Genomic DNA, 21,726 nt, shown 5'->3' with positions numbered 1-21,726 from the left:
TCGCCCCCTGCAACGGCTGCAATGCAGGGGGCCTGATGCTGCAAAGGGTAAACGGGACGGCCTCAGGAGCCGGACCGGTACTTGTTTGCCGCGTCGACTGCGGCCTTCTGTTGTGTGTCGCTGAGGCCGAGATAGAAGTCCTCGAGCGAGGGATCGTTGAGCCCGGCGCGGCGCGCCAGAACGAACCACTTGCCTGCCTCGACCGGATCGGCCTTCGTGCCGATGGCATGGATATAGAGCTGGGCGAGCTTGCTCTGGGCCACGGCATTGCCGCCGCCGGCCGCCCGCTTCAGCCACTTGAAGCCGGCCTCGTAGTCACGCTCGCCGCCCGTGCCGTTAACCAGCCACATGCCAAGATCGAGCTGGGCCGTATCGAAGCCGGCGCGCGCCGCGCGCAGCAGCCACTCACGGGCACGCCTGGTCTTCTCCTCCGGCAGATCCTTCAGGCCGATATAAATCTGCGAAACGGCATATTGCGCATCGGCAATGCCCTGCTCGGCGGATTTTTCATAGTAGGGCAACGCGGCGCGCAGGCCCTTTTCTCCCGGAGAATCGGCCACCAGCACCTGTGCATAGTTGAACTGGGCGGAGGCATTGCCAAGCTCGGCCGATTTCTTCATCAGCTCGTCCGCCCTGGTGCGGTCTTCCCTCGAGCCCGAGCGCTCCATCAAGAGGATGGCATATTTGAACATGCCGGTCGGATCGCCGCCGCCTGCCGCCTGCTCATACCAGAACATGGCCTGTTCGCGGTTGCGCTTGACGCCGAGGCCGCGATCGAGGACCTCGGCCACCAGCGTCTGGGCTGCCGGATCGCCGAGCTGCGCGCGCGGCAGGGCCAGCTCCATCGCCGTCAGGTAGCGGCCGCGCTGGAAAGCGCCATACGCCTCGTCGATCTTCCCGGTAAAGGGTTTTTCCGCCGGCAACGCCGGCAGGTCCGCCCCCATGCGGTCGAGCACCGAGAGGCCGGTCGAAGGGCCATCGGCCGGCTTTTCCGTCTGCTTGTCCGTCTTCGCAGCAGACGCGTCATCGACAGATACCGGCTCAACGTCGGTCGCCGGATCCTTGGCGACCTCAGCACTGCCGGCCGTGACGGACGGTCCCTTCTTCGCCGTTTCCGCAAGGGCGGGAATGGCCACGACGACACCCGCGGCGAGAAACGCCACCGGCGCGATACGGCAAGCTTGGATGAGAACGGCCCTGATCATGCGCGCCTACTATTGCTCAAACCGTGGCGCTTTTTCGTCAAGAAGCGCATTGACGGCGGCAACCACATGCGGCGCCTGCGCCGGATCGGCGAAAACCGCCCGGTCGAGCGCCACAAATTCCGCACCCGTCTCGGCCGCAGCAAGCGCGGACTGCGGATCCGTACCGCCGAGCACGATGCAGGGAATCTCCACCATCGAGGCCCACCATTCGGCAAGCGCAAGGTTCTTCGGGTGCGCCTCCGGCTTGATGTCGCCGCCGATCTTGCCGAAGAAGATGTAGTCGGGCTGCACCTCGCCGATCTCCAGTGCCTTGTGCCGATCGGTCGCGTTGCCGCCGCCGACGATAAGTTTCGGCGTGAACTTCTCGACGGCCTCGCCGAGCGCCTCGAGCCCGCCGGTGATGTGAATGCCGTCGGCTTTCGCGCGGCCAGCAACGCGGGTATCGCCGGCAACGAGCGCTGCAGCGCCTGCCTGCTGGATGATTGGAACCAGGGTTTCGGCATGTTTCTGGAACTGGCCGTCGTCCAGCCCGTATTGCGGCAGGATCACCGAGGCGACGTCGCCGCCCTTCAGTGCGCCCTCCAGCATCGCGGCGCGGGCGGCAAGGTCCTCGCCCTCGGGGAGGATCAGCACCAGACGGCAGCGGGGTTCGGCATCGGACATGGATGAACTTCCTTAGAATACGGCACTCAGGCTCGTCATAACAGATCAAAGCGGATAGACGGAAGGACGAACAGGATCAATCGCCCTCCATGTCCATCGACCCCACCATCTACTACGCCGCCATTCCCGCAGTTCTCCTGGTCGGTTTGACGAAGGGCGGCATGGGCGAGGCATTGGCCCTGATGGGCGTGCCGTTGCTTGCCATGGCCGTTCCGCCGGTGCAAGCCGCCGCCATCCTGCTGCCCATCCTCGTGGTCATGGACTGCGTCTCGCTCTGGATCTGGCGCCAGCACAACGATCGCACGCTGCTCAAAATGCTGCTGCCCGGCGCCCTCGTCGGCATCGCGATCGGCTGGGCGACATCGGCCTATGTGCCACGCGACGCATTGCGCCTCATCATCGGCCTCATCACCGTGCTCTTCGTCGCCCGCTACTTTTACAACAGCTGGCGCGCACGACGCGGCTATGTCGTCCCGGCGAAGCCGCACCGGCTGCTACCTGCCGCCTTCTTCGGCACGCTGTCCGGTTATGGCAGCTTCGTCGCCCATGCCGGCGGTGCGCCCTTCCAGGTTTACGGCCTGCCGCTGAAGCTGCCCCCGCGCGACTATACCGGTGCAGGCGTGCGCTTCTTCGCAATCCTCAACGCGATCAAGCTCGGCCCCTATTTCGCCCTCGGCCAGCTCGACACGACCAACCTGACGATTTCCGCCACGCTGGTGCCGCTCGCCATCGTAGCAACCGCTATCGGTGGTTTCCTCGTCAAGCGCATGAAGCCCGAGGTCTTCTACCCCTTCATGTATGCCATGGCCCTCATCGCCGGCCTGAAGCTCTCCTGGGACGGGGTTCTGGCCTTCCTCTAAGCCCGGAAATCCAGGGCCTTCGCAGCGCACAAAACGCTTGCCGCAAATGCTGCTTTGCCATAGCTTCCCGCCATGGCGCACCCGGACCCCTTTACGGCGATTGCCGACCCCAACCGCAGGTTCCTGCTGGAGGAGCTGCGCCGCGCGCCGCGCACGGTGAACGAGCTTTCCGAAGGTCTGCCGATCAGCCGCCCGGCTGTCTCGCAGCATCTGAAGGCCCTGCTCGACTGCAATCTCGTCAGCGTCAAATCCGAAGGCACGAAGCGCATCTACGCCATCAACGCGAAGGGCTTCGACCGGCTCAATCTCTGGCTCGACCAGTTCTGGGCGTAACGCCTTCGTCCCATCCTGAAACAGAACGCCCCGGCGCGTCATCATGGCGGCCAGGGCGTCTCGACATCTAATGTTTTCGTGTACCGGGAGCGGTTTCGCGAAATGGGCTCCTACCCTGGTCCTCCCATACAGACCAACTGTTCCGCGACCCTCACCCCTTCCGTAATTTTGGAAAAATCCCTGTCCTTTCAGTGAGACGAACCGCGAATGCGCTCGATCTCATCCTTGATGCGCAGCTTGCGACGCTTGATGTCTGCAATCGTCTGGTCCTCAGAGGAGGGCTGGTTCATTGCAGCGTGCAGCTCTGCTTCCAGAGCGAAGTGCTTCTTTTCGAGCGTGGCCAGATGAGCCTCAATCGTCATGTGACAGTTCCTTCCTTTTGCTTGCACCCGGTCATTTGCATGCCGGGTGATCCAGGTTGCAACAGAACTAGTGTGCCATGTCATTTTTCATTTGTCGAAGGCGAAAACGTGGCAAGGGATAACTTCCCGTTACCAGGGGTTTCGTGGTAGGAGCAGCCTTCATACAAGCTGGGGACCGCGGTTCTGCCGCGCCGCCGACGACGGGGAAAGAATAGCATGGCAGACCAGGAACAGGCTGAATTGCGGCTTGCCGCCGCACGGCTTCGCCAGGAGCACGAAGACTACGATGCCGCTATCAATGCAATGATCCAGGTCGGCTGCGAAGCCCTCAGAATCCAGCGCATGAAGAAGAAGAAACTGGTCCTCAAGGACAAGATTTCCAAGCTGGAAGACCAGATCATCCCCGACATCATCGCCTAACCGGACGAGACGCCTTGGACACCACAGAAACGCCCCCCGTCGCCATCATCATGGGAAGCCAGTCCGACTGGGAGACGATGAAAAACGCCGCCGATACGCTCGATGCGCTCGGCGTCGATTACGAGGCCCGCATCATTTCGGCGCACCGCACGCCAGACCGGCTCTACAGCTTCGCCCGCGGCGCGAGGGCGGAAGGCTTCAAGATCATCATCGCCGGCGCCGGCGGCGCCGCCCACCTGCCCGGTATGGCCGCGGCGATGACGCCGCTGCCGGTCTTCGGCGTTCCGGTCCAGTCCAAGGCGCTCTCCGGCCAGGACAGCCTGCTCTCCATCGTGCAGATGCCTGCCGGCATCCCGGTCGGCACGCTCGCCATCGGCAAGGCCGGCGCCGTCAATGCCGCCCTGCTCGCCGCTGCCGTTCTGGCGCTGAGCGACCCCGAGCTCGCCCACCGCCTCGATGAATGGCGGGAGAACCAGTCGAACGCCATCGCCGAGTACCCCGTGGACGGCCCGCTATGAGCACACGCACGATCGGCATTATCGGTGGCGGCCAGCTTGGCCGCATGCTGGCCATGGCGGCTGCCCGGTTGAACCTGCGGACCGTGATCCTGGAACCGCAGGCCGATTGTCCGGCCGCGCAGGTCGCCAACGCCCAGATCGTCGCAGCCTATGACGATCCGGATGCGCTTGCAGAGCTTGCCCGCGTCTCGGACGTCGTGACCTACGAATTCGAGAACGTGCCGGTCTCCGCCGCCGAGGCGCTTGCCGCCGCCGTAGCGGTCTATCCGCCGTCGCGCGCGCTGGAGGTCTCGCAGGACCGGCTCGTCGAGAAGCGCTTCATCCGCGATTGCGGCATCCTCACCGCCGACTTCGCCGCCGTGGACAGCCAGGCCGAGCTTGAAGACGCGCTCGACCGCTTCGGCGGCGTCGGCGTGCTGAAGACGCGCCGCCTCGGTTACGACGGCAAGGGCCAGCGGCTGTTTCGTTCACCCGCCGAAGAGCGCGACGGCGCCTTCGAGGCACTTGGGGGCGTACCGCTGATCCTCGAGAGCCTTGTGCCCTTCGAGCGGGAAGTGTCGATCATTGCCGCACGCGACCGCGACGGCACGATCGCCTGCTACGACCCGGCGGAAAACGTCCACCAGAACGGCATCCTGCACACCTCGACCCTGCCCGCCCGCATCAGCGAGGCGACCGCGGACCAGGCCCGCAAGGCCGCACGCGCCATACTCGACAAGCTCGGCTATGTCGGCGTCATCGGCGTCGAGTTCTTCGTGCTGCCGGATGGCGGGCTCGTGGCCAACGAGATCGCGCCGCGCGTGCACAATTCCGGCCACTGGACGGAGGCGGCCTGCGTCATCTCGCAGTTCGAACAGCATATCCGCGCCGTCGCTGGCCATACGCTCGGCGACCCTCGCCGCCATTCCGATTGCGTGATGCAGAATCTCGTCGGCGACGATATCGAGGACGTTCCCGCATGGCTCGCCAGACCCGGCGTGCTTGTTCATCTCTACGGCAAGACGGAAGCCCGGCCAGGCCGCAAAATGGGGCATGTCACGCAAATTCTGGGCTGATGCGATTCCGGGAAAACTGCGCGCAAAGGCCAAAAAAGCCGTCAGGGACGCTGGAAAACCAGCCTGTGTCGCGGAAAACCCGCCGCAAATGGTTGACAGCACAAAAGTGACAGGGTACATGCCTGCCAACCCGAAAGCGCGCCCGAAACGGCGCGTTTTTGATTGAGGAAATCCGGCGAACTCGAGTCGCCCTGCAATACGCGGATCAGAAAAATGAAGATCAAGAATTCGCTCAAGTCGCTCAAGGCTCGTCATCGCGAGAACCGCCTTGTTCGCCGTAAGGGCCGCATCTACATCATCAACAAGCAGAACCCGCGCTTCAAGGCTCGTCAGGGCTGATTGTCGCCGCGGTCGCCATCCTGCAATGGGATGTGGTGATCGAGAAATATCGATTTGAAGTTGGGCCATGGCGGTTTACAATAACCGCCATGCGCTTTTTTATGCTTTCAGCACTCTGCCTTTCCCTCTCCCTGATCGGCACCGCACCGACTGCCGCGCTTGCGCAGGCCGTAAAGGCATCCGTCGATCCAGCTGCATCCAGCGCCTTCACGACCCCGGCACAACGCCTCGACAAGCTCTTCAGCGAGCTGAAACACGAGGGAAACGCGGATAGCGCCCGCGGCATCGCCGACCAGATTCGCCGGGAATGGCAGGATTCGGGTAGTGCCAGCATCAACCTCCTGATCCAGTGGGCCGACAAGGCAATATCCGAAGAAAAGAACGCCGCGGCGCTCGATTTTCTCGATGAGGCGATTCGCCTGAAGCCCGACTATGTCGAAGGCTGGAACCGACGGGCCACCCTGCACTTCAAGATGGGCAACTATCGCAAATCGATGTCCGACATCAACCAGGTGCTGGCCATCGAACCGCGCCACTTCGGCGCACTCGCCGGCATGGCCGCGATCCTCGCGCAGTCGGGCCGGGACGAGATGGCGTTGAGAGCCTGGGAGCGCTTCCTCGACATCTATCCAACCGAGCGGCAGGCGCAGAAGGAAATGGGGGACCTTGCCGAAAAGCTGACCGGCCAGCGGACATAACCTTCGGCAGTGAACCGGCACGGCGCGGTTTTCGTAGATCGGTTATTTCCACCGCCTGAAACCGGACCCTGCCTTGCCCTCCGCCCTCCGCACCATGCTGACAGCCCTGCTCGCCCTCCCTTTCGCCCTTGCTCTTGCTGGCTACGCCTTCACGGCGTGGAAGGCACGAGCGATCGAGGCGGCATTCCCCAATATCGGTGAGCTGGTCGATGTCGGCGGCTTTCGCATGAACAGCGTGCTGGTGACCGCAGGCGCAGATGCCGATCTGCCTCCCATCGTCTTCATCCACGGCGCCAGCGGCAACCTGCGCGACCAGATGCATGCCTTCCGGACACAGCTGGAGGGCCGGGCGACCATGCTTTTCCTTGATCGGCCCGGCCATGGTTATTCAGAGCGCGGCGGGCCGGAAAACGCCTGGCCGGACGGGCAGGCCCACGCCATCGCACGCCTGATGGAGATACGGGGCATCGAGAGGGCGATCATCGTCGGCCACTCCTTCGGCGGCGCCATCGCCGCAAGCTTCGCATTGGAACATCCCGAGAAGACGGCCGGCCTGCTCTTCCTCGCCCCGGCCACCCACCCCTGGCCCGGCGGCATCGACTGGTACTACGACGTCGCAAAAATGCCCGTTCTCGGCTGGCTCTTCACCCGCATCGTCGCGCTTCCTGCCGGCCTGTCCCGCATCGACAGCGGCACACACTTCGTCTTCGCACCCAACAGGCGCCCCGACGGCTATATAACCGAGACGGCCCCCGCCCTTGTTCTGCGCCCCGACGCCTTCCGCAACAACGCCACCGATGTCGCCAATCTCCTGGACTATGTCCGCCGCATCCAGCCACGCTACAGCGCGATCCATACACCGACGGTGATCATAACCGGCGACACGGACGGTGTCGTCTACGAGGAGATCCACTCACGGGGGCTGGCGCATGACATAGCGGGATCGGAACTGGTCTGGATCCGCAATCTCGGCCACAAGCCGGACTATATCGTCACCGGTCTTGCAATCGAGGCACTGGAAAAGATCGCCGGCAAGCCGCGCGACCTCCAGGAATCAGCAAGGCGGGCCGAGGCCCGCCTTGCGAAAGATCACGAGGAATGACGGCTCAGACGCCGCTGACGCCGTCCGCCCCGATATAGGCGATACGCAGCATGTTGGTCGCGCCGGGCGTGCGCAGCGGCACACCGGCCGAGATGATGATGCGGTCGCCCGGCTTGCCGAACTCTTCGGCGACGACGATGCGGCAGGCGCGGTTCACCATATCGTCGAGGTCCTCCGCATCGCCCGTGACGACGCAGTGCAGGCCCCAGACGACCGAGAGACGGCGCGCCGTCTCGATGACCGGCGACAGCGCCAGGACCGGCACATCCGGCCGCTCGCGCGCGGCGCGCAGGCCCGTCGTGCCCGAAGACGTGTAACAGACGATGGCCGACAGCTTCAGCGTCTCGGCGATCTGGCGGGCAGCCAGCGAGATGGCATCGGCGCCCGTTGCTTCCGGCGTCGAGCGCTGGGCATAGATGATGCCCGGATAGTGCGGGTCGCGCTCGACCTTGCTGGCGATCGAAGCCATGGTCGAGACGGCTTCGACCGGATAGTCGCCCGAGGCGGATTCGGCCGACAGCATCACGGCATCGGCACCCTCGAAGACGGCGGTCGCGACGTCGGAGACTTCGGCGCGGGTCGGCACCGGTGCGGAGATCATCGATTCCAGCATCTGCGTGGCGACGACGACCGGCTTGCCGGCGCGGCGGCAGGCGCGGATAAGCTGCTTCTGCAGGCCCGGAACGGCTTCCAGCGGCATTTCCACGCCGAGGTCGCCACGCGCCACCATGAGCGCGTCGGACAGTTCGATGATCTCGTCGATACGCTCGATCGCCTGCGGCTTTTCAATCTTCGACATCAGGCCTACGCGGCCGCGGGCCACCTTGCGCACTTCGGCAAGATCCTCCGGGCGCTGGATGAAGGAAAGCGCCACCCAGTCGACACTGCCGGTAGCCAGAACCGCATCGAGGTCGACACGGTCCTTCTCGGTCAGCGCGCCGACACCGAGCAGCGTGTCGGGCAGGCTGACGCCCTTGCGGTCGGAGATCTTGGTACCGGAGACGACCGTGCAGACGATGGACTTGCCATCGGAGGTTTCGGCGCGCAGATGCAGCTTGCCGTCGTCGATCAGCAGGCGATGGCCGGGCTTGACGGCTTCGAGGATTTCCGGGTGCGGCAGGTAGACGCGTGTGTTGTCGCCGGGCACATCCTTGTTGTCGAGCGTGAAGGTCTGGCCGGGCTTCAGCTCTTCCGAGCCGTTGGCGAACTTGCCGACGCGCAACTTAGGCCCCTGGAGATCGGCAAGAATGCCGATCGGGCGACCACAGCGGGCTTCCACCGCGCGAATGCGGCTGATCAGCGTGCGCATCACGTCGTGGCTGGCGTGGCTCATATTGATGCGGAACAGATCGGCCCCGGCCTCATGCAGCTTCTGGATCATCTGCTCATCGGACGATGCGGGTCCGAGCGTGGCGAGGATTTTAACTTTTCTGTTCCGTCTCATCAGTTCTGGCTTTCCTGGGTCCCTGGCGTATCTGAGAGCTGCACCATCCAGCTCCCCTGTCGGCCCGTGTCATATTCCTTGAAGCCCATGCGCTGGAAACCGCGTGCGAAACAGTCCTGCACGCCGGTGATCTTGAACTCGTTCTCGGCGACGCACATGTTGACGTCACCGGTCCAGCGGCCGCCGCGAGCGGCGTCTTCGGCATAGAGATAGTAGTAGCGCGATTGCAGCTCACCCTCGATCAGCGTGGCGCAGGTGGTCGCGGGAACCTGCCACCAGCCTTCGGTCATCCAGCCTTCCTTGGCACGGTAGCCGATAGCGACGCCGACAAGGTTCTGTGTGCCGTTGCACACGCGGAAATCGGCTTTCGCCGTATCCGGCACGGACAGCGCGGCAAAGCCGGCAAAGGCGAAAAGGCCGGCCTGGAAGAGGCCGCGGGCTTTCGGGAAAAACGGGCGATGGCTCTTGGCTCTCACGGCTTCCGATGCAACTCCGTTGATTTGAATAAGCGCTTTCTTGCGACGGCAGGGCATGAATGTCAACGCAACACTAATCGATTACAATTTCACGACAGGAGAAGGAATCTTTCCTGAAAGGCGAGAGGCTGCGCTTGCGGCTCCCATCGCCCCATGCGATCAGTCGGCATGAGCGGCGCAATTCGGCAAAAGGCATGCAGGATCACTCCCCCTTCGAAATCATTGACGGCGACCTCGGCCTCGGGCTCGTCATCCTGGCGGACCACGCCACCCATCATCTCCCCCAACGCTATGGCCGCCTCGGCCTGCCGGACAGCGCCTTCGAGCGCCATATCGCCTACGATATCGGCGTCGAGGGCGTGGTGCGCGGCCTCAATGCCCGGCTGAATGCGCCGGTCGTCATGAGCCGCTTTTCCCGTCTCCTGATCGACCCCAATCGCGGCGAGGACGATCCGACACTCATCATGCGCATTTCCGACGGCGCGATCATTCCAGGCAATCACCCAATCACATCAGAAGAATGGCAATACAGGCTGGAAACCTTCCATCGCCCCTATCACGATGCCGTGTCCCGTACGATCGGCGCCGTTGCCGACAAGACCGGCAAGGCGCCGCTCGTCCTCTCCATGCATTCCTTCACGCCGGCCTGGAAGGGTGCCGCCCGCCCCTGGCAGGTCACCGTGCTCTGGGACAGCGATCCCCGCGCCGTGCACGCGCTGCTGGCGGCGCTTGAAGCGCCCGGCGACGTCGTGGTGGGCGACAACGAGCCCTATGACGGGGCGCTGCGCGGCGACACGATGTTCCGCCACTGCATGAAGCCCGGCATTCCGCATGCCCTCATCGAAATCCGCCAGGACGAGATCGGCGATGCGGCAGGCATTGCCCGCTGGGTGGAGCGCCTCGCTCCGGTCTTCGCCCGGTTGAATGCGGACGAGACGCTGCACACCTATACCGTATTCCCCTCCCGCACGGGACCCTATTGAGGCCAAGACGATGACCGAGCTCAGCAAGGAACAGCAGACCGAGTTCGAGGCCGCCGCCTTCCGGCGCCTCCTCAAGCATCTCGGCGAGCGCAGCGACGTGCAGAACATCGATTTGATGAACCTCGCCGGCTTCTGCCGCAACTGTCTGTCGAACTGGTACCGCGAGGCGGCGAACGAAGCGGGCGTGCCGCTCGACAAGGAGGCGTCCCGCGAGATCGTCTACGGCATGCCTTACGAAGAATGGCGCGCGCGCCACCAGCGCGAGGCGAGCGAGGCACAGGAGGCCGCCTTCGAGGTGAACCGCCCGAAGGAATGAGCCTTACCCCCGTGAAAATCGGCGGGAGGCCTTGATCTTGCCGGAAGTTCGCGGCAAGTCACGGCCTTCGAATTTTATCCCACCCAAGGAGAAGACCATGTCGGATGCCCACGGCGTCGCCCGCGACCAGCTTCGCGCGTTCATCGAGCGCATCGAGCGCCTCGAGGAAGAAAAGAAAACCATCGCCGACGACATCAAGGACGTCTATGGCGAAGCCAAGGGAACCGGCTTCGATGCCAAGATCCTGCGCAAGGTCATCCAGATCCGCAAGCAGGACAAGGACGAGCGCATGGAGCAGGAAGCCATCCTCGACACCTACCTGCAGGCCCTCGGCATGATCGAACTTCCACCGGAAGCGTGAGCCGTCTCCCTCTTTTTTGGCCATGCTCGGGTCAATCTCGAGGATGGCGGCTGAGAAGAGGCAAGGTCAGACCACAAAAAACCCGCCGGATCGCTCCGGCGGGTTTTTTATTGGAATGATCGGCGAACCTTAGTTCTCGGCGTTCTGGAACTTGCGCACTTCCATGAAGTTGACGGCGGTTCCGCTGAAGCGACCGGCATCGATCGACTTGCCTTCCGACTGGAAGCCGGCCATGTAGACCGTCGTCGGCGCGGCACGCAGTGTGCGGCTGACGAAGCGCGGCGCCTTGACGGGCTTCGAGAGCGTCGCGACACGGCCCTGGGTCAGCGCCCATTGCGAGATGATCTTCTGCGTCAGCTTCGGCTCGGTGCGGATGGCACCGCGGCTTGCCGCATCGGCATCCTTCTTCTTCGGACGGCCGCCCTTGGACATCGTCTCTTCCGCCGGCTTGCCGTCGAAGGCGTCGAGCCCGGCCAGCGAACGCGTGCCTCCGGCATTGGTGGAGACGAGCGCCGCCATTTCGACCGGACCGCCGGCAGTGCCATCCGTCGTCGGATCGGCAAGCGCGGCAAGCCCGGAGCGGTCGGCAGCGGTCGGCAGCGCGACATCGGCTTCCGCAGCCGCCATCAGCGCGGTCTGCGTCTGGTCAAGCGAGACCTCGGGACGCAGGCCCGGCACTGGAACCATGGCCAACTCCTCCGCATCCTCGACGGCCGCTTCGGCGGTCATGACCGCACCAGGCTCGGCATCGCCGGGCTCGGTGCGCGCACCGAGCATGACGGGAAGCGGGATCTTGTAGGTCGCAAGGTCCTCGAATTCAGGCTTCTGCTCTTCGGTCGTCGCCGCTTCGAGGGCCGCAACGGCGCCGCTCGTCGTCGGAGCGACAAGGGCAAGCTCGCTCGTCGTCTCGGCAGCCTTGAAAGCAGGGCGGCTGCCCGGCACCGGCGCGTTGAAGGCAAGCTCCGTCTCGGCTTCCGCCACGACCGGCTTCTTTTCTTCGACGACCTTCGCCTTCGCGCCCGCACTCTCGCCGCCTTCATCGAAGCTGTCGGCAATGGTGGCGCTGCTGGCGATCATCTCGGGTTCTTCATCCTCGTCGCCGCCGCCGCCGAAGAGAGCGGCAAGGAAACCGCCCTTGCGCTTGGACGCGGTCGGGCTCGAGCCGCCGCCGGCCACCTGGATCGAGTCCGCGCCGACGCGGCGCTTGTAGTCGGCCACCGCCTGCTGGTAGCCAGGCAGCGGCTTGCCGTCCGTCGGCACATGCATGGTCTTGCCGTCGGGGAAGAGGCGGGCAAGCTCCTGGCGGCTCATGCGCGGCCAGGCGCGCACGCTGCCGACATCAAGATGCACGAAGGGCGAACCGGAGGTCGGGTAATAGCCGACGCCGCCGACCTGGAACTTCATGGCGGCGGCGCGCAGGTTTGCGAGCTTCACGCCGGGAATATAGAAGTCCATCGCCTTGCCGAGCATGTGCTGGCTCTTCTTCGCCACACCCTTGGAGCGCGAACGCAGCATGCCGTTGGTTGCCGGCGAGCGATAGGCCGAGACGACGTTGATGTAACCCTTGCCGCCCACCTTCTGGTAGACTTCCCACACAAGGTCGAGGAGCCGCGGATCCATCTTCGTCGGCTCGTTGCGGCGCCAGTCGCGCAGGAACTGGTTGATCTGCTTCAGGCCGCGCGCATCGTAACGCCCGTTGCGCTTGAAGGTGATCTCGGCCTTTTCCTTGGTATGGATGAAATAGAGCTTGAGCGTGCGGTTGCCGCTCTCGGCCTGGACCGTCGCGGGAATGGCCGTGGGCAGGATGAGGGCAGCAGACAGCACAGCCGTGGACAATGCCTTAGGCAGCTTTTGCAACACTGTCTTGCAGAGGCTGCCCAGGGAGGCCCCGGGGCGCTTCATCGATGCGAACAAATTTGCCAACTCTTTCCCCGTCCGAAGGACAACGAACGTCCGTTATCCCAGATGACTGCCAATTGCGGTGAGAGCATGGCAAATACGCCACACTCGTCGTTGCGCACCCGTTATAGTGAACAATCCACTAACAGGGAATAAACGGCAATCGAGAAATCGCAAGTGGCCGGGATTCAAGGGGTTTTTACGCAGCTTCTTTCAACGGATCGTCCGGGTCGATGCCATAATCCTTCAGTTTGCGATAAAGAGTCGAGCGGCCGATGCCCAATTTGCGGGCAACCTGGCTCATCTGGCCATGATAAAACTTCAGGGCAAAGCGGATCAATTCCTCCTCCACATCGGCCAGCTTGCGCACGTGGCCACCCTTGTCGACGCTGGCAATGGCGTTGTCCGGCCCGGTTTCGACGCTTGCCGAATCGTTCGGGCGAAAGTCCGGATAGACGCTGGGCAGGCGCGTTTCGGCGGCCGGCTCGGGCAGACGCTGGCTCGCCGATTCCCAGGTGACGACGCCGTCTTCGGCAAGGCCGTAGCCCGGAACCTGTGCGGCGATCTGCGGAAAATCAGCGGCGGTGAGTTCTGCGCCTTCCGAAAGCACGACAGCACGGAAGATGGCGTTTTCGAGCTGGCGAATGTTGCCCGGCCAGTCATAGGCGGTCAACAGCGCCATGGCGGCAGCGGAGACGCCAAGCGGGCGGGCGAGCTTCTGTTCGCCGGCAAAGCGCTGCACGAATGCACGCACCAGAACCGGGATGTCCTCCTTGCGCTTGCGCAGCGCCGGGATCGTCACCGGGAAGACATTGAGGCGATAGTAGAGGTCCTCGCGAAAGCGACCCTCGCGCACCTCGTTGATGAGGTCGCGGTTGGTCGCAGAGATGAGGCGGACGTTGACCTTCTGCGGGAAGCGGGCGCCGATCGTCTCGATCTCGCCCTGCTGCACCGCACGCAGAAGCTTCACCTGCACTTCAAGCGGCAGGTCGCCGATCTCGTCAAGGAACAGCGTGCCGCCGTCGGCTTCCATGAACTTGCCGGTATGGCGCTCCGTCGCACCGGTGAAGGCGCCCTTCTCGTGGCCGAACAGGATGCTTTCGACGAGATTGTGCGGGATCGCACCGCAATTGACGGTAACGAAGGGCTTTTGCGCCCGGTCGCTGGCCGCCTGGATGGCACGCGCGACCATTTCCTTGCCGACGCCCGATTCGCCTTCCAGCACGACAGGGATGTTCGACTGGGCGGCGCGGCGGCCAAGCTCGATGACGCGCAGCATTTCGGGGCTGGCCGAAACGATATCGTCGAAATGTACGGCCTCGCTGCGACCCCGACGCCCGCCGCGGCCGCGGCCTTCGCGCTGGTCCATCTTCAGCGCATTGCCGACGGCAACGTTCAGCCGCTCCGGTGAGACCGGCTTCACCACGAAATCGAAGGCGCCGGCGCGCATGGCCATCACGACCGTCTCGATACCGCCCTGCCCCGTCTGCACGATGACGGGGATGGTGTTCTCCCGCTCGGCAAGCGCATCGAGGAAGGCCGAGCCGTTCATTTCCGGCATCATCAGGTCGAGCAGGATCACATTGATCAGACCGCCCTTGCGATCGAGCAGATCGAGCCCCGCACGGCCGTTTTCCGCCATATGGGCGACATGGCCGGAGCGCTCGATCATGTTCTTCAACAGCCTGCGCTGGACAGGATCATCGTCGATGACAAGAATATGGGCCGTCACTGGAACCTCCTTGCCTGAAGCGTGCGTCATGCACGCCCAAGGGAACTCAACACCAGGGGACCATGGCAGAAAGGGTTGAACATGCCGTTTTGAGAAAAGCTTGCATTTTAACCAACGCCGACGCAAGCAAGGGGCCGATCCGCCCACCTGCCCGCCCACCTGGAAGAGAGACAGACGATGACCCGATTTTTCCAATCCCCCCGCATCGACTTCGCGCCGGCGGACGCTGCCGCCAGCGCCGAACTGGGCGATCTTCCCGGCTGGAATCTTGCCGATCTCTATCCCTCGCAGACCTCCCCCGAATTCCAAGGCGACATGAAGAAGGCAGAAGCCGGCTCGCTCGCCTTCGAGACAAAATGGAAGGGCAAGCTGAACGCCGCGACGGAAAAAACCGGCGACGACGGCATCGGCGCGGCCGTAAGCGAATTCGAGGCGCTGGAAGACGTGATGGGCCGCCTCATCTCGTTCGCCGGCCTTACCTATTTCACCAATACGACCGATCCGGCCAACGGCAAATTCTACGGCGACATCCAGTCCAAGCTGACCGATCTCGGCGCGCATCTTCTGTTTTTCTCGCTTGAACTCAACAGGATAGCGGACGAGCGCATCGAAGCGGCGCTGGCGAAGGACGCGCTTGCCGCGCACTACCGCCCCTGGATCGAGGATCTGCGCAAGGACAAGCCCTACCAGCTCGACGACAAAACGGAACAGCTTTTCCTCGAAAAATCCATGACGGGCGCGGCGGCCTGGAACCGCCTCTTCGACGAGACCATGGCTTCGCTGCGCTACACGATCGACGGTGAGGACGTGCCGCTGGAAATCGCCCTCAACCAGCTCCAGTCGCCCAACCCGGACGACCGGCGCAAGGCCGCCGAAGCGCTGGCAAGAACCTTCAAGGATAATATCCGCACCTTCACGCTGATCACCAACACGCTCGCCAAGGACAAGGAAATCGCCGACCGCTGGCGCGGCTTTTCCGACATCGCCGACAGCCGGCATCTCGCCAACCGCGTCGAACCCGAGGTCGTTGCGGCCCTCGCCGCTGCCGTGCGGGACGCGTATCCGCGCCTCTCGCACCGCTACTATGCGATGAAGGCAAAATGGCTCGGAATGGAGCAGATGGAATTCTGGGATCGCAATGCGCCCCTTCCCGAGACACCCGACGCAATCATTCCGTGGAGCGAGGCGCGCGATACCGTGCTGTCAGCCTACAGCGCCTTCGCGCCCGAGATGGCCGATATCGCCCGAGAATTCTTCGACAAGGGCTGGATCGACGCGCCGGTGCGCCCCGGCAAAGCGCCGGGCGCTTTCGCGCATCCGACGGTACCCTCCGCGCACCCCTATGTGCTCGTCAACTACATGGGCAAGCCGCGCGACGTGATGACGCTCGCCCACGAACTCGGCCATGGCGTGCACCAGGTGCTGGCCGGCGGCCAGGGCGCGCTGATGGCCTCGACGCCGCTGACGCTTGCCGAGACCGCCTCGGTCTTCGGCGAAATGCTGACCTTCCGCAGTCTGCTCGACAAGACCAAGGACAAGCGCGAGCGCAAGGCGATGCTCGCCCAGAAGGTCGAGGACATGATCAATACGGTCGTGCGCCAGATCGCCTTTTACGAATTCGAGCGCAAGGTGCATACCGCCCGCAAAGAGGGTGAACTCACCTCCGACCAGATCGGTGAACTCTGGCTCTCCGTGCAGGAGGAAAGCCTCGGCCCGGCGATCCGGATTTCCGAGGGTTACGAGACCTATTGGGCCTACATCCCCCACTTCATCCACTCGCCCTTCTACGTTTACGCCTATGCTTTCGGCGATTGCCTCGTGAACTCGCTCTATGCCGTCTACAGCCAAGCCGAAGCCGGCTTCCAGCAAAAATACTTCGACCTGCTCAAGGCCGGCGGCACCAAGCACCACACCGAGCTGCTGAAACCGTTCGGCCTCGATGCGAGCGATCCGTCGTTCTGGAGCAAGGGATTGTCGATGATCGAAGGGCTGATCGACGAATTGGAAGCGCTTGATAAGGCCTGATCTCGAAAGAAGAAGCCGCGCATGACCGACCGCGAACGCTTTGTGCTCCTCAGGGACGACCGCGAGGACCGGACGGTGGTTTTCGCCGAGCCGCTTGGCCTCGTCACCGTGCGCGATCGCGCCGGCTTCGAACCCGCCTTCGCGGCCTTGCAGGCGGCGCATGACAACGGCCACTGGATCGCCGGCTTCATGAGCTATGAGGCCGGCCATCTCTTCGAGGAGAAGCTGGCGCCCTTCGCGCCGGAGAACCGCCCGACGCCGCTGATGAGCTTCGGCATCTTCGAAAAGCCGGCGGACGACCATCCGCTGGCAAGACCGCGCCAGCGCACGGAAAACGAACCCTTCCTCACCGAGCCGAAAGCCGGCTGGGATTTCGAGACCTACCGCAGCCGCTTCGGCCGCCTGCACCGGCATCTGAGGGAGGGCGACTGTTACCAGGCGAACCTCACCATGCCGATCCGTGCCCGCTGGACCGGCGATCCGCTCGCCGCCTTCTGGTCGCTGATCGAACGCCAGCCCGTGCGCTACGGCGCCTTCGTCTCGCTCGACGGGCCGCTTCTCCTCTCCCGCTCGCCGGAACTTTTTTTCGATATCGACAAGGACGGCTGGATCGAGACGCATCCGATGAAGGGCACTGCGCCGCGCGGCGCCAATGCGGCGGAGGACGCAGACATCATCGCCGCCATGCAGGCCGATCCGAAATCGCAGGCGGAAAACCGCATGATCGTCGACCTCCTGCGCAACGACATCTCGCGCATATCAGAGGTCGGCACGCTCACCGTGCCCAAACTCTTCGCCGTCGAGACCTATCCGACCGTGCACCAGATGGTCAGCCATGTGCGGGCGAAACTGCTGCCCAACATCTCGATCCGCGACATCTTTGCCGCCCTCTTCCCCTGCGGCTCGATCACCGGCGCGCCGAAGATGAGCGCCATGAAAATCCTGCACGACCTGGAGGATGGTCCGCGCGACGCCTATTGCGGCGCGATCGGCGTGATCGCGCCCGACAGCACCATGCGCTTCAACGTGGCGATCCGCACCGTCTCGATCTTCGAAGAAGGCGAAGCGGTCTTCAATGTCGGCGGCGGCATCGTCTTCGATTCGACCGCCGAAGCGGAATATGAGGAGTGCCTGCTGAAGGCGCGCTTTGCGGTGGGGGATCAATGGATCTCTCGCTGATCGAGACCCTGCGCTGGGAACCCGGCACCGGTTTCCTGCGGCTGGAACGGCATCTGACGCGGCTCGCACATTCGGCGAGTGTGTTTGGACTGAACGGCGCAGAGGAGGCGCGGCAGGCCCTATTAACGGCGCTCGCCGCTCCTGCTCTGCCGGGTATCTCGCCTCTGCGCATCCGTCTCGAACTTTTTGCCGACGGCCGGATCGACGTGCAGACGGCTCCGTTCACGCCGCTCGCGCCCGACGCGATCTGGCGCCTGAAAATCGCCAGAACCCGCCTTTCGTCCGTGGATCCACTGTTGCGCCACAAGACCTCACGCCGCGCCGCCTATGCCGCGGCCCGCGCCGAATTCCCCACCGAAACGGCAGACGAAGTCCTCCTTCTCAACGAACACGATATGCTTTGCGAGGGCACCATCACCTCGCTCTTCCTGGATGACGGCACGGGTATCCTCAAGACACCGCCGCTCGCCTGTGGCCTGCTGGCCGGCGTGCTGCGGCAGGAACTGCTGGAAAGCGGCAAGGCAGCTGAGCAGATCCTGCGACCGGAAGACTTCGGCGAGGGCACGGTCTTCGTCGGCAATTCCTTGCGCGGGCTCATCCGGGCAACGCTTTCATGAAAACACCCGCCTACACGCCCTATGATGGCTCTGCCCGCCTCTTCACCATCGGCCTCGGTCCGCTCGACCCTGCACGCTGGATCGAACCGGATGGCGATCTCGAGCGCTACCTTCTCGAAAAGGACCGGCTGATCGCCGACCAGCGTGATGTCGTCTTCGTGGAGGAGGTCGGCACGCGTGCCGCACAACAGGAGGTTCTCGACCTTCTCGCGGACCATGTGGCGACGCAGCATCCCGCATTCTATCGCCGCGAAGGCTCGGCGATCGCCACCGATGCGCGTACCATTTCCCTCGACGCCGACGATGCGCCGCTTGTCACCGCTGGTGCGCTTGTGCAGGAGGACCTCGTGCTGATGCGGCGCGACGAAACAGGCTGGCGCCTTGTCGCCGGTTACGTCGCCTTCCCCTCCTCGTGGTCCCTGCCGGAGAAATTCGGCCGGCGGATGGAGGATATCCATGCGCCCGTACCGGATTTCGGCGAGGGTACGCGCAATGCCCTTCTGATCAACCGCATGTTCGACAATCTGAAGGTCGAGCAACCGGTCTTCCGCTTCAACTGGTCGATCAATCCGGATGCCGACCTGCACTACCCTGCGTCCAAGGCCCATGGCGCCCTGCCGGACGGGCACGCACTGTCGCTCGAGACCACCTTCGCCCGCGTCGAACGCCAAACGCTGCGCAAGCTGCCGGTCTCCGGCGACATCCTCTTCACCATCCGCATCTATACCGATCCGCTTGCCGCGCTGCGCACCTTGTCCGATGCGCGGAAGATTGCGCTCGTCTTTGCCGACCAGCTGGAAGCGCTGAACCTGCCGCAAGCGACCTACAAGGGGCTCGCCACGAAAAGGGCGGCGCTGGTGGCGGAATTGCGGGCGGTTGCGGCCGGTTAAGAATATCACGACGGAAAACCACGGCCGCCCTTTATTGTGACAGAAAACTGTGCTCTAGCGCTGCCATATTATGCTATGGGGCCCGTCGAGACCCTGATTTTACAGCAAAAGCGGCCGTCCGCAGGAGAACCAAATGGCAGACAGCACCTATCCGGTTTATGGCGAGATCACCGGCCCGATCGTGATGATCGGCTTCGGCTCCATCGGGCGCGGCACGCTGCCGCTGATCGAGCGCCACTTCAAATATGACCGGAACCGGCTGATCGTCATCGAGCCGCGCGAAGACGCCGCCGACGCGGAAATCTACGCCCGCCACGGCGTGCGCCATGTCAAGGCCCATGTCACCAAGGAGAACTACAAGGACCTCCTGAAGCCGCTCCTCACGGAAGGCGGCGGCCAGGGCTTCTGCGTCAACCTCTCGGTCGATACCGGCTCGGTGGACCTGATCAAGCTCTGCCGCAAGCTCGACGTGCTCTATGTCGATACGGTCATCGAACCCTGGCTCGGCTTCTACTTCGACAAGGGCATGAAGAACGCCGACCGCACCAACTATGCGCTGCGCGAAACGCTGCGCAAGGAAAAGGAAAAGAACCCCGGCGGCACGACCGCGGTCTCCACCTGCGGCGCCAATCCGGGCATGGTCTCCTGGTTCGTCAAGCAGGCGCTTGTGAACCTTGCCAGGGATCTCGACATCAAGTTCGATGAGCCGACGCAGGACGACCGCGAAGGCTGGGCCAAGCTGATGAAGAAGGTCGGCGTCAAGGGCGTGCACATCGCCGAGCGCGATACCCAGCGCACCAAGAACCCGAAGCCGTTCAACACCTTCTGGAACACCTGGTCGGTCGAGGGCTTCATCTCGGAAGGTCTGCAGCCGGCCGAACTCGGCTGGGGCACCCATGAGAACTGGATGCCGAAGAACGCCAAGAAGCACAAGAAGGGCTGCAAGGCAGCGATCTACCTGGAACAGCCCGGCGCCAACACGCGCGTGCGCTCCTGGTGCCCGACGCCCGGCCCGCAATACGGCTTCCTCGTCACCCACAACGAGTCGATCTCGATCGCCGACTTCTTCACCGTGCGCGACAAGGACGGACACGTCACCTACCGCCCGACCTGCCACTACGCCTACCATCCGGCCAACGACGCCGTGATCTCGCTGCACGAGATGTTCGGCAATGGCGGCAACCAGCAGCCCGTCCTGCACGTTCTCGACGAGAACGAACTGGTCGATGGCGTCGACGAGCTCGGCGTGCTGCTCTACGGCCACGACAAGAACGCCTACTGGTACGGTTCGCGCCTGTCGCTGGAAGAGACCCGCCGCATCGCCCCCTATCAGAACGCGACCGGCCTGCAGGTGACCTCCGCCGTGCTCGCCGGCATGGTCTGGGCGCTGGAAAACCCGAAGGCCGGCATCGTGGAAGCCGACGAGGTCGACTACAAGCGCTGCCTCGAAGTGCAGACGCCCTATCTCGGCCCGGTCGAAGGCCACTATACCGACTGGACCCCGCTCGACGGCCGCCCGGGCCTCTTCCCGGAAGACCTCGACACGAAGGATCCGTGGCAGTTCAGGAACATTCTGGTTCGCTGAACCGGCCTTCATTTCGCAACAGGACGCCCGCGGCAAAACCGCGGGCGTCTTCGCTTTCAATGGGATAATGCCCGTCGCCCCGGCGGCGCGTCTTGCTTTCGACGTCTCTTCGCGGCATGGTTTGCCGAATTGGACGGGTGGTTCGCGCCGCCGTGACCCTGGGAGACCCATATGAAGCCGATCACAGTCCTCAGCCTGCTGACCGCCGCCGTCGCGCTTGCCTCGTGCCAGTCCGAGCGCGCACCGCGCGACCTGCCGGTGACCCAGCGCCCCGTGGCGCAGGGCGTGGAGGGGGCCTGGGTAGACCCGAACGGCATCGTCTCCACCTTCCAGGCCGGCACGTTCACGACGCGCACGACCGACACGAACCAGCTTCTCGCCTCCGGTACCTACATCAACACCTCGCCGACGCTGGTCGAGATCAACATGACCTCGCTGGTGCGCAACACCCAGTCCAAGGTCAATTGCGCGCTGGTCAGCCAGAGCCAGCTGAACTGCACGACGGCGGAAGGCGCACAGTTCTCGCTTGCCCGCCGGGCTTGAGCGACCGGCATATGAACGGAAAGGGCCGCAAGGCCCTTTTTTCGTTTTACCTCATAAACATGCGCGGCCTGTGGCCCCTCACCTTTTCTCTTGAACTCCTCCGCGACCGGTGAAAACATCC

General features: G+C 63.7%; 24 protein-coding genes. 17 read left to right on the top strand and 7 right to left on the bottom strand.

Annotated features, from left to right (window positions below; genetic code table 11):
• Positions 1–62: 62 nt before the first annotated feature.
• Together EXZ48_RS01740 and EXZ48_RS01735 are read right to left on the bottom strand one after the other, a co-directional pair.
• A complete protein-coding gene (locus EXZ48_RS01740) occupies positions 63–1,205 on the bottom strand; it encodes a tetratricopeptide repeat protein (RefSeq protein ID WP_130514113.1) in 1,143 nt (380 codons plus the stop codon).
• Between the two features lie 9 nt (positions 1,206–1,214).
• Positions 1,215–1,868: a thiamine phosphate synthase gene (locus tag EXZ48_RS01735; RefSeq protein ID WP_023514875.1), complete on the bottom strand. Its 654-nt coding sequence runs from the start codon at positions 1,866–1,868 to the stop codon at positions 1,215–1,217.
• 89 nt (positions 1,869–1,957) lie between these two features.
• On the opposite strand from EXZ48_RS01735, the gene EXZ48_RS01730 reads away from it, so the two are divergent.
• Positions 1,958–2,728 (top strand): sulfite exporter TauE/SafE family protein, encoded by a 771-nt coding sequence (locus EXZ48_RS01730; RefSeq protein WP_023514874.1) that lies wholly within the window; start codon positions 1,958–1,960, stop codon positions 2,726–2,728.
• Between the two features lie 72 nt (positions 2,729–2,800).
• Positions 2,801–3,061 (top strand): helix-turn-helix transcriptional regulator, encoded by a 261-nt coding sequence (locus EXZ48_RS01725; protein ID WP_023514873.1) that lies wholly within the window; start codon positions 2,801–2,803, stop codon positions 3,059–3,061.
• Positions 3,062–3,249: 188 nt separating this feature from the next.
• On the opposite strand, the gene EXZ48_RS01720 is transcribed toward EXZ48_RS01725, so the two are convergent.
• The gene (locus EXZ48_RS01720; RefSeq protein WP_024271180.1) at positions 3,250–3,423 is read right to left on the bottom strand and encodes a YdcH family protein; all 174 of its coding nucleotides are present in this window, start codon (positions 3,421–3,423) and stop codon (positions 3,250–3,252) included.
• 216 nt (positions 3,424–3,639) lie between these two features.
• Here EXZ48_RS01720 and EXZ48_RS01715 point away from each other — a divergent pair, with 216 nt between their 5' ends.
• From EXZ48_RS01715 to EXZ48_RS01690, 6 genes are all read left to right on the top strand, one after another.
• Positions 3,640–3,843, top strand: coding sequence for a YdcH family protein (locus EXZ48_RS01715; protein WP_024271181.1), 204 nt, complete (start codon positions 3,640–3,642; stop codon positions 3,841–3,843).
• A 50-nt stretch (positions 3,844–3,893) separates the two neighbouring features.
• A complete protein-coding gene (gene purE, locus EXZ48_RS01710; RefSeq protein WP_037408602.1) occupies positions 3,894–4,361 on the top strand; it encodes a 5-(carboxyamino)imidazole ribonucleotide mutase in 468 nt (155 codons plus the stop codon).
• Positions 4,358–5,416, top strand: a complete 1,059-nt coding sequence (locus EXZ48_RS01705; protein WP_130514112.1) for a 5-(carboxyamino)imidazole ribonucleotide synthase — start codon at positions 4,358–4,360, stop codon at positions 5,414–5,416. Before purE ends, EXZ48_RS01705 begins: the two co-directional genes overlap by 4 nt.
• 213 nt (positions 5,417–5,629) lie before the next feature.
• Positions 5,630–5,755 (top strand): type B 50S ribosomal protein L36, encoded by a 126-nt coding sequence (gene ykgO / locus EXZ48_RS01700; RefSeq protein ID WP_024271182.1) that lies wholly within the window; start codon positions 5,630–5,632, stop codon positions 5,753–5,755.
• A gap of 80 nt (positions 5,756–5,835) precedes the next feature.
• The gene (locus EXZ48_RS01695) at positions 5,836–6,453 is read left to right on the top strand and encodes a hypothetical protein (RefSeq protein ID WP_050746176.1); all 618 of its coding nucleotides are present in this window, start codon (positions 5,836–5,838) and stop codon (positions 6,451–6,453) included.
• 94 nt (positions 6,454–6,547) lie between these two features.
• The gene (locus tag EXZ48_RS01690) at positions 6,548–7,555 is read left to right on the top strand and encodes an alpha/beta fold hydrolase (protein WP_130514227.1); all 1,008 of its coding nucleotides are present in this window, start codon (positions 6,548–6,550) and stop codon (positions 7,553–7,555) included.
• Positions 7,556–7,559: 4 nt separating this feature from the next.
• On the opposite strand, the gene pyk is transcribed toward EXZ48_RS01690, so the two are convergent.
• Complete coding sequence (pyk, locus tag EXZ48_RS01685) at positions 7,560–8,999, bottom strand: pyruvate kinase (protein WP_024271184.1); 1,440 nt, start codon at positions 8,997–8,999, stop codon at positions 7,560–7,562.
• Positions 8,999–9,388, bottom strand: a complete 390-nt coding sequence (locus EXZ48_RS01680) for a DUF1036 domain-containing protein (RefSeq protein WP_306414950.1) — start codon at positions 9,386–9,388, stop codon at positions 8,999–9,001. Before EXZ48_RS01680 ends, pyk begins: the two co-directional genes overlap by 1 nt.
• 281 nt (positions 9,389–9,669) lie before the next feature.
• Here EXZ48_RS01680 and EXZ48_RS01675 point away from each other — a divergent pair, with 281 nt between their 5' ends.
• The 3 genes from EXZ48_RS01675 to EXZ48_RS01665 all read left to right on the top strand — a co-directional run bounded on the left by EXZ48_RS01675 (position 9,670) and on the right by EXZ48_RS01665 (position 11,135).
• Positions 9,670–10,458: an N-formylglutamate amidohydrolase gene (locus tag EXZ48_RS01675; RefSeq protein WP_130514111.1), complete on the top strand. Its 789-nt coding sequence runs from the start codon at positions 9,670–9,672 to the stop codon at positions 10,456–10,458.
• 10 nt (positions 10,459–10,468) lie between these two features.
• Positions 10,469–10,774 carry a DUF1244 domain-containing protein gene (locus EXZ48_RS01670; RefSeq protein WP_130514110.1) on the top strand — a complete coding sequence of 102 codons (306 nt, stop codon included), beginning with the start codon at positions 10,469–10,471 and terminating at the stop codon, positions 10,772–10,774.
• A 97-nt stretch (positions 10,775–10,871) separates the two neighbouring features.
• The gene (locus EXZ48_RS01665; RefSeq protein WP_023516225.1) at positions 10,872–11,135 is read left to right on the top strand and encodes a DUF2312 domain-containing protein; all 264 of its coding nucleotides are present in this window, start codon (positions 10,872–10,874) and stop codon (positions 11,133–11,135) included.
• Positions 11,136–11,264: 129 nt separating this feature from the next.
• Here EXZ48_RS01665 and EXZ48_RS01660 read toward each other — a convergent pair whose 3' ends face one another.
• Together EXZ48_RS01660 and EXZ48_RS01655 are read right to left on the bottom strand one after the other, a co-directional pair.
• Positions 11,265–13,058, bottom strand: a complete 1,794-nt coding sequence (locus tag EXZ48_RS01660; RefSeq protein ID WP_371687632.1) for a DUF882 domain-containing protein — start codon at positions 13,056–13,058, stop codon at positions 11,265–11,267.
• Positions 13,059–13,233: 175 nt separating this feature from the next.
• Positions 13,234–14,766, bottom strand: a complete 1,533-nt coding sequence (locus tag EXZ48_RS01655) for a sigma-54 dependent transcriptional regulator (protein ID WP_050746163.1) — start codon at positions 14,764–14,766, stop codon at positions 13,234–13,236.
• Between the two features lie 177 nt (positions 14,767–14,943).
• Here EXZ48_RS01655 and EXZ48_RS01650 point away from each other — a divergent pair, with 177 nt between their 5' ends.
• The 6 genes from EXZ48_RS01650 (at position 14,944) to omp10 (ending at position 21,605) form a co-directional block, all read left to right on the top strand.
• Positions 14,944–16,791, top strand: coding sequence for a M3 family oligoendopeptidase (locus EXZ48_RS01650; RefSeq protein WP_130514109.1), 1,848 nt, complete (start codon positions 14,944–14,946; stop codon positions 16,789–16,791).
• 21 nt (positions 16,792–16,812) lie between these two features.
• Positions 16,813–17,970, top strand: coding sequence for an aminodeoxychorismate synthase component I (locus EXZ48_RS01645; protein ID WP_050746165.1), 1,158 nt, complete (start codon positions 16,813–16,815; stop codon positions 17,968–17,970).
• Complete coding sequence (locus tag EXZ48_RS01640; protein WP_130514108.1) at positions 17,955–18,587, top strand: aminotransferase class IV family protein; 633 nt, start codon at positions 17,955–17,957, stop codon at positions 18,585–18,587. The genes EXZ48_RS01645 and EXZ48_RS01640 overlap by 16 nt, the downstream gene beginning before the upstream one ends.
• The gene (locus EXZ48_RS01635) at positions 18,584–19,477 is read left to right on the top strand and encodes a DUF3445 domain-containing protein (protein ID WP_130514107.1); all 894 of its coding nucleotides are present in this window, start codon (positions 18,584–18,586) and stop codon (positions 19,475–19,477) included. The genes EXZ48_RS01640 and EXZ48_RS01635 overlap by 4 nt, the downstream gene beginning before the upstream one ends.
• 133 nt (positions 19,478–19,610) lie before the next feature.
• Positions 19,611–21,062, top strand: a complete 1,452-nt coding sequence (locus EXZ48_RS01630; protein ID WP_050746168.1) for a homospermidine synthase — start codon at positions 19,611–19,613, stop codon at positions 21,060–21,062.
• Positions 21,063–21,233: 171 nt separating this feature from the next.
• Complete coding sequence (gene omp10, locus EXZ48_RS01625) at positions 21,234–21,605, top strand: outer membrane lipoprotein Omp10 (RefSeq protein ID WP_023512861.1); 372 nt, start codon at positions 21,234–21,236, stop codon at positions 21,603–21,605.
• Positions 21,606–21,726: the final 121 nt, after the last annotated feature.

Source organism: Shinella sp. JR1-6, from assembly GCF_004284735.1.
Taxonomy (GTDB): domain Bacteria; phylum Pseudomonadota; class Alphaproteobacteria; order Rhizobiales; family Rhizobiaceae; genus Shinella.
Note: the sequence above shows the minus strand (reverse complement) of the source record. Positions and strands in the feature narration are given on the sequence as shown.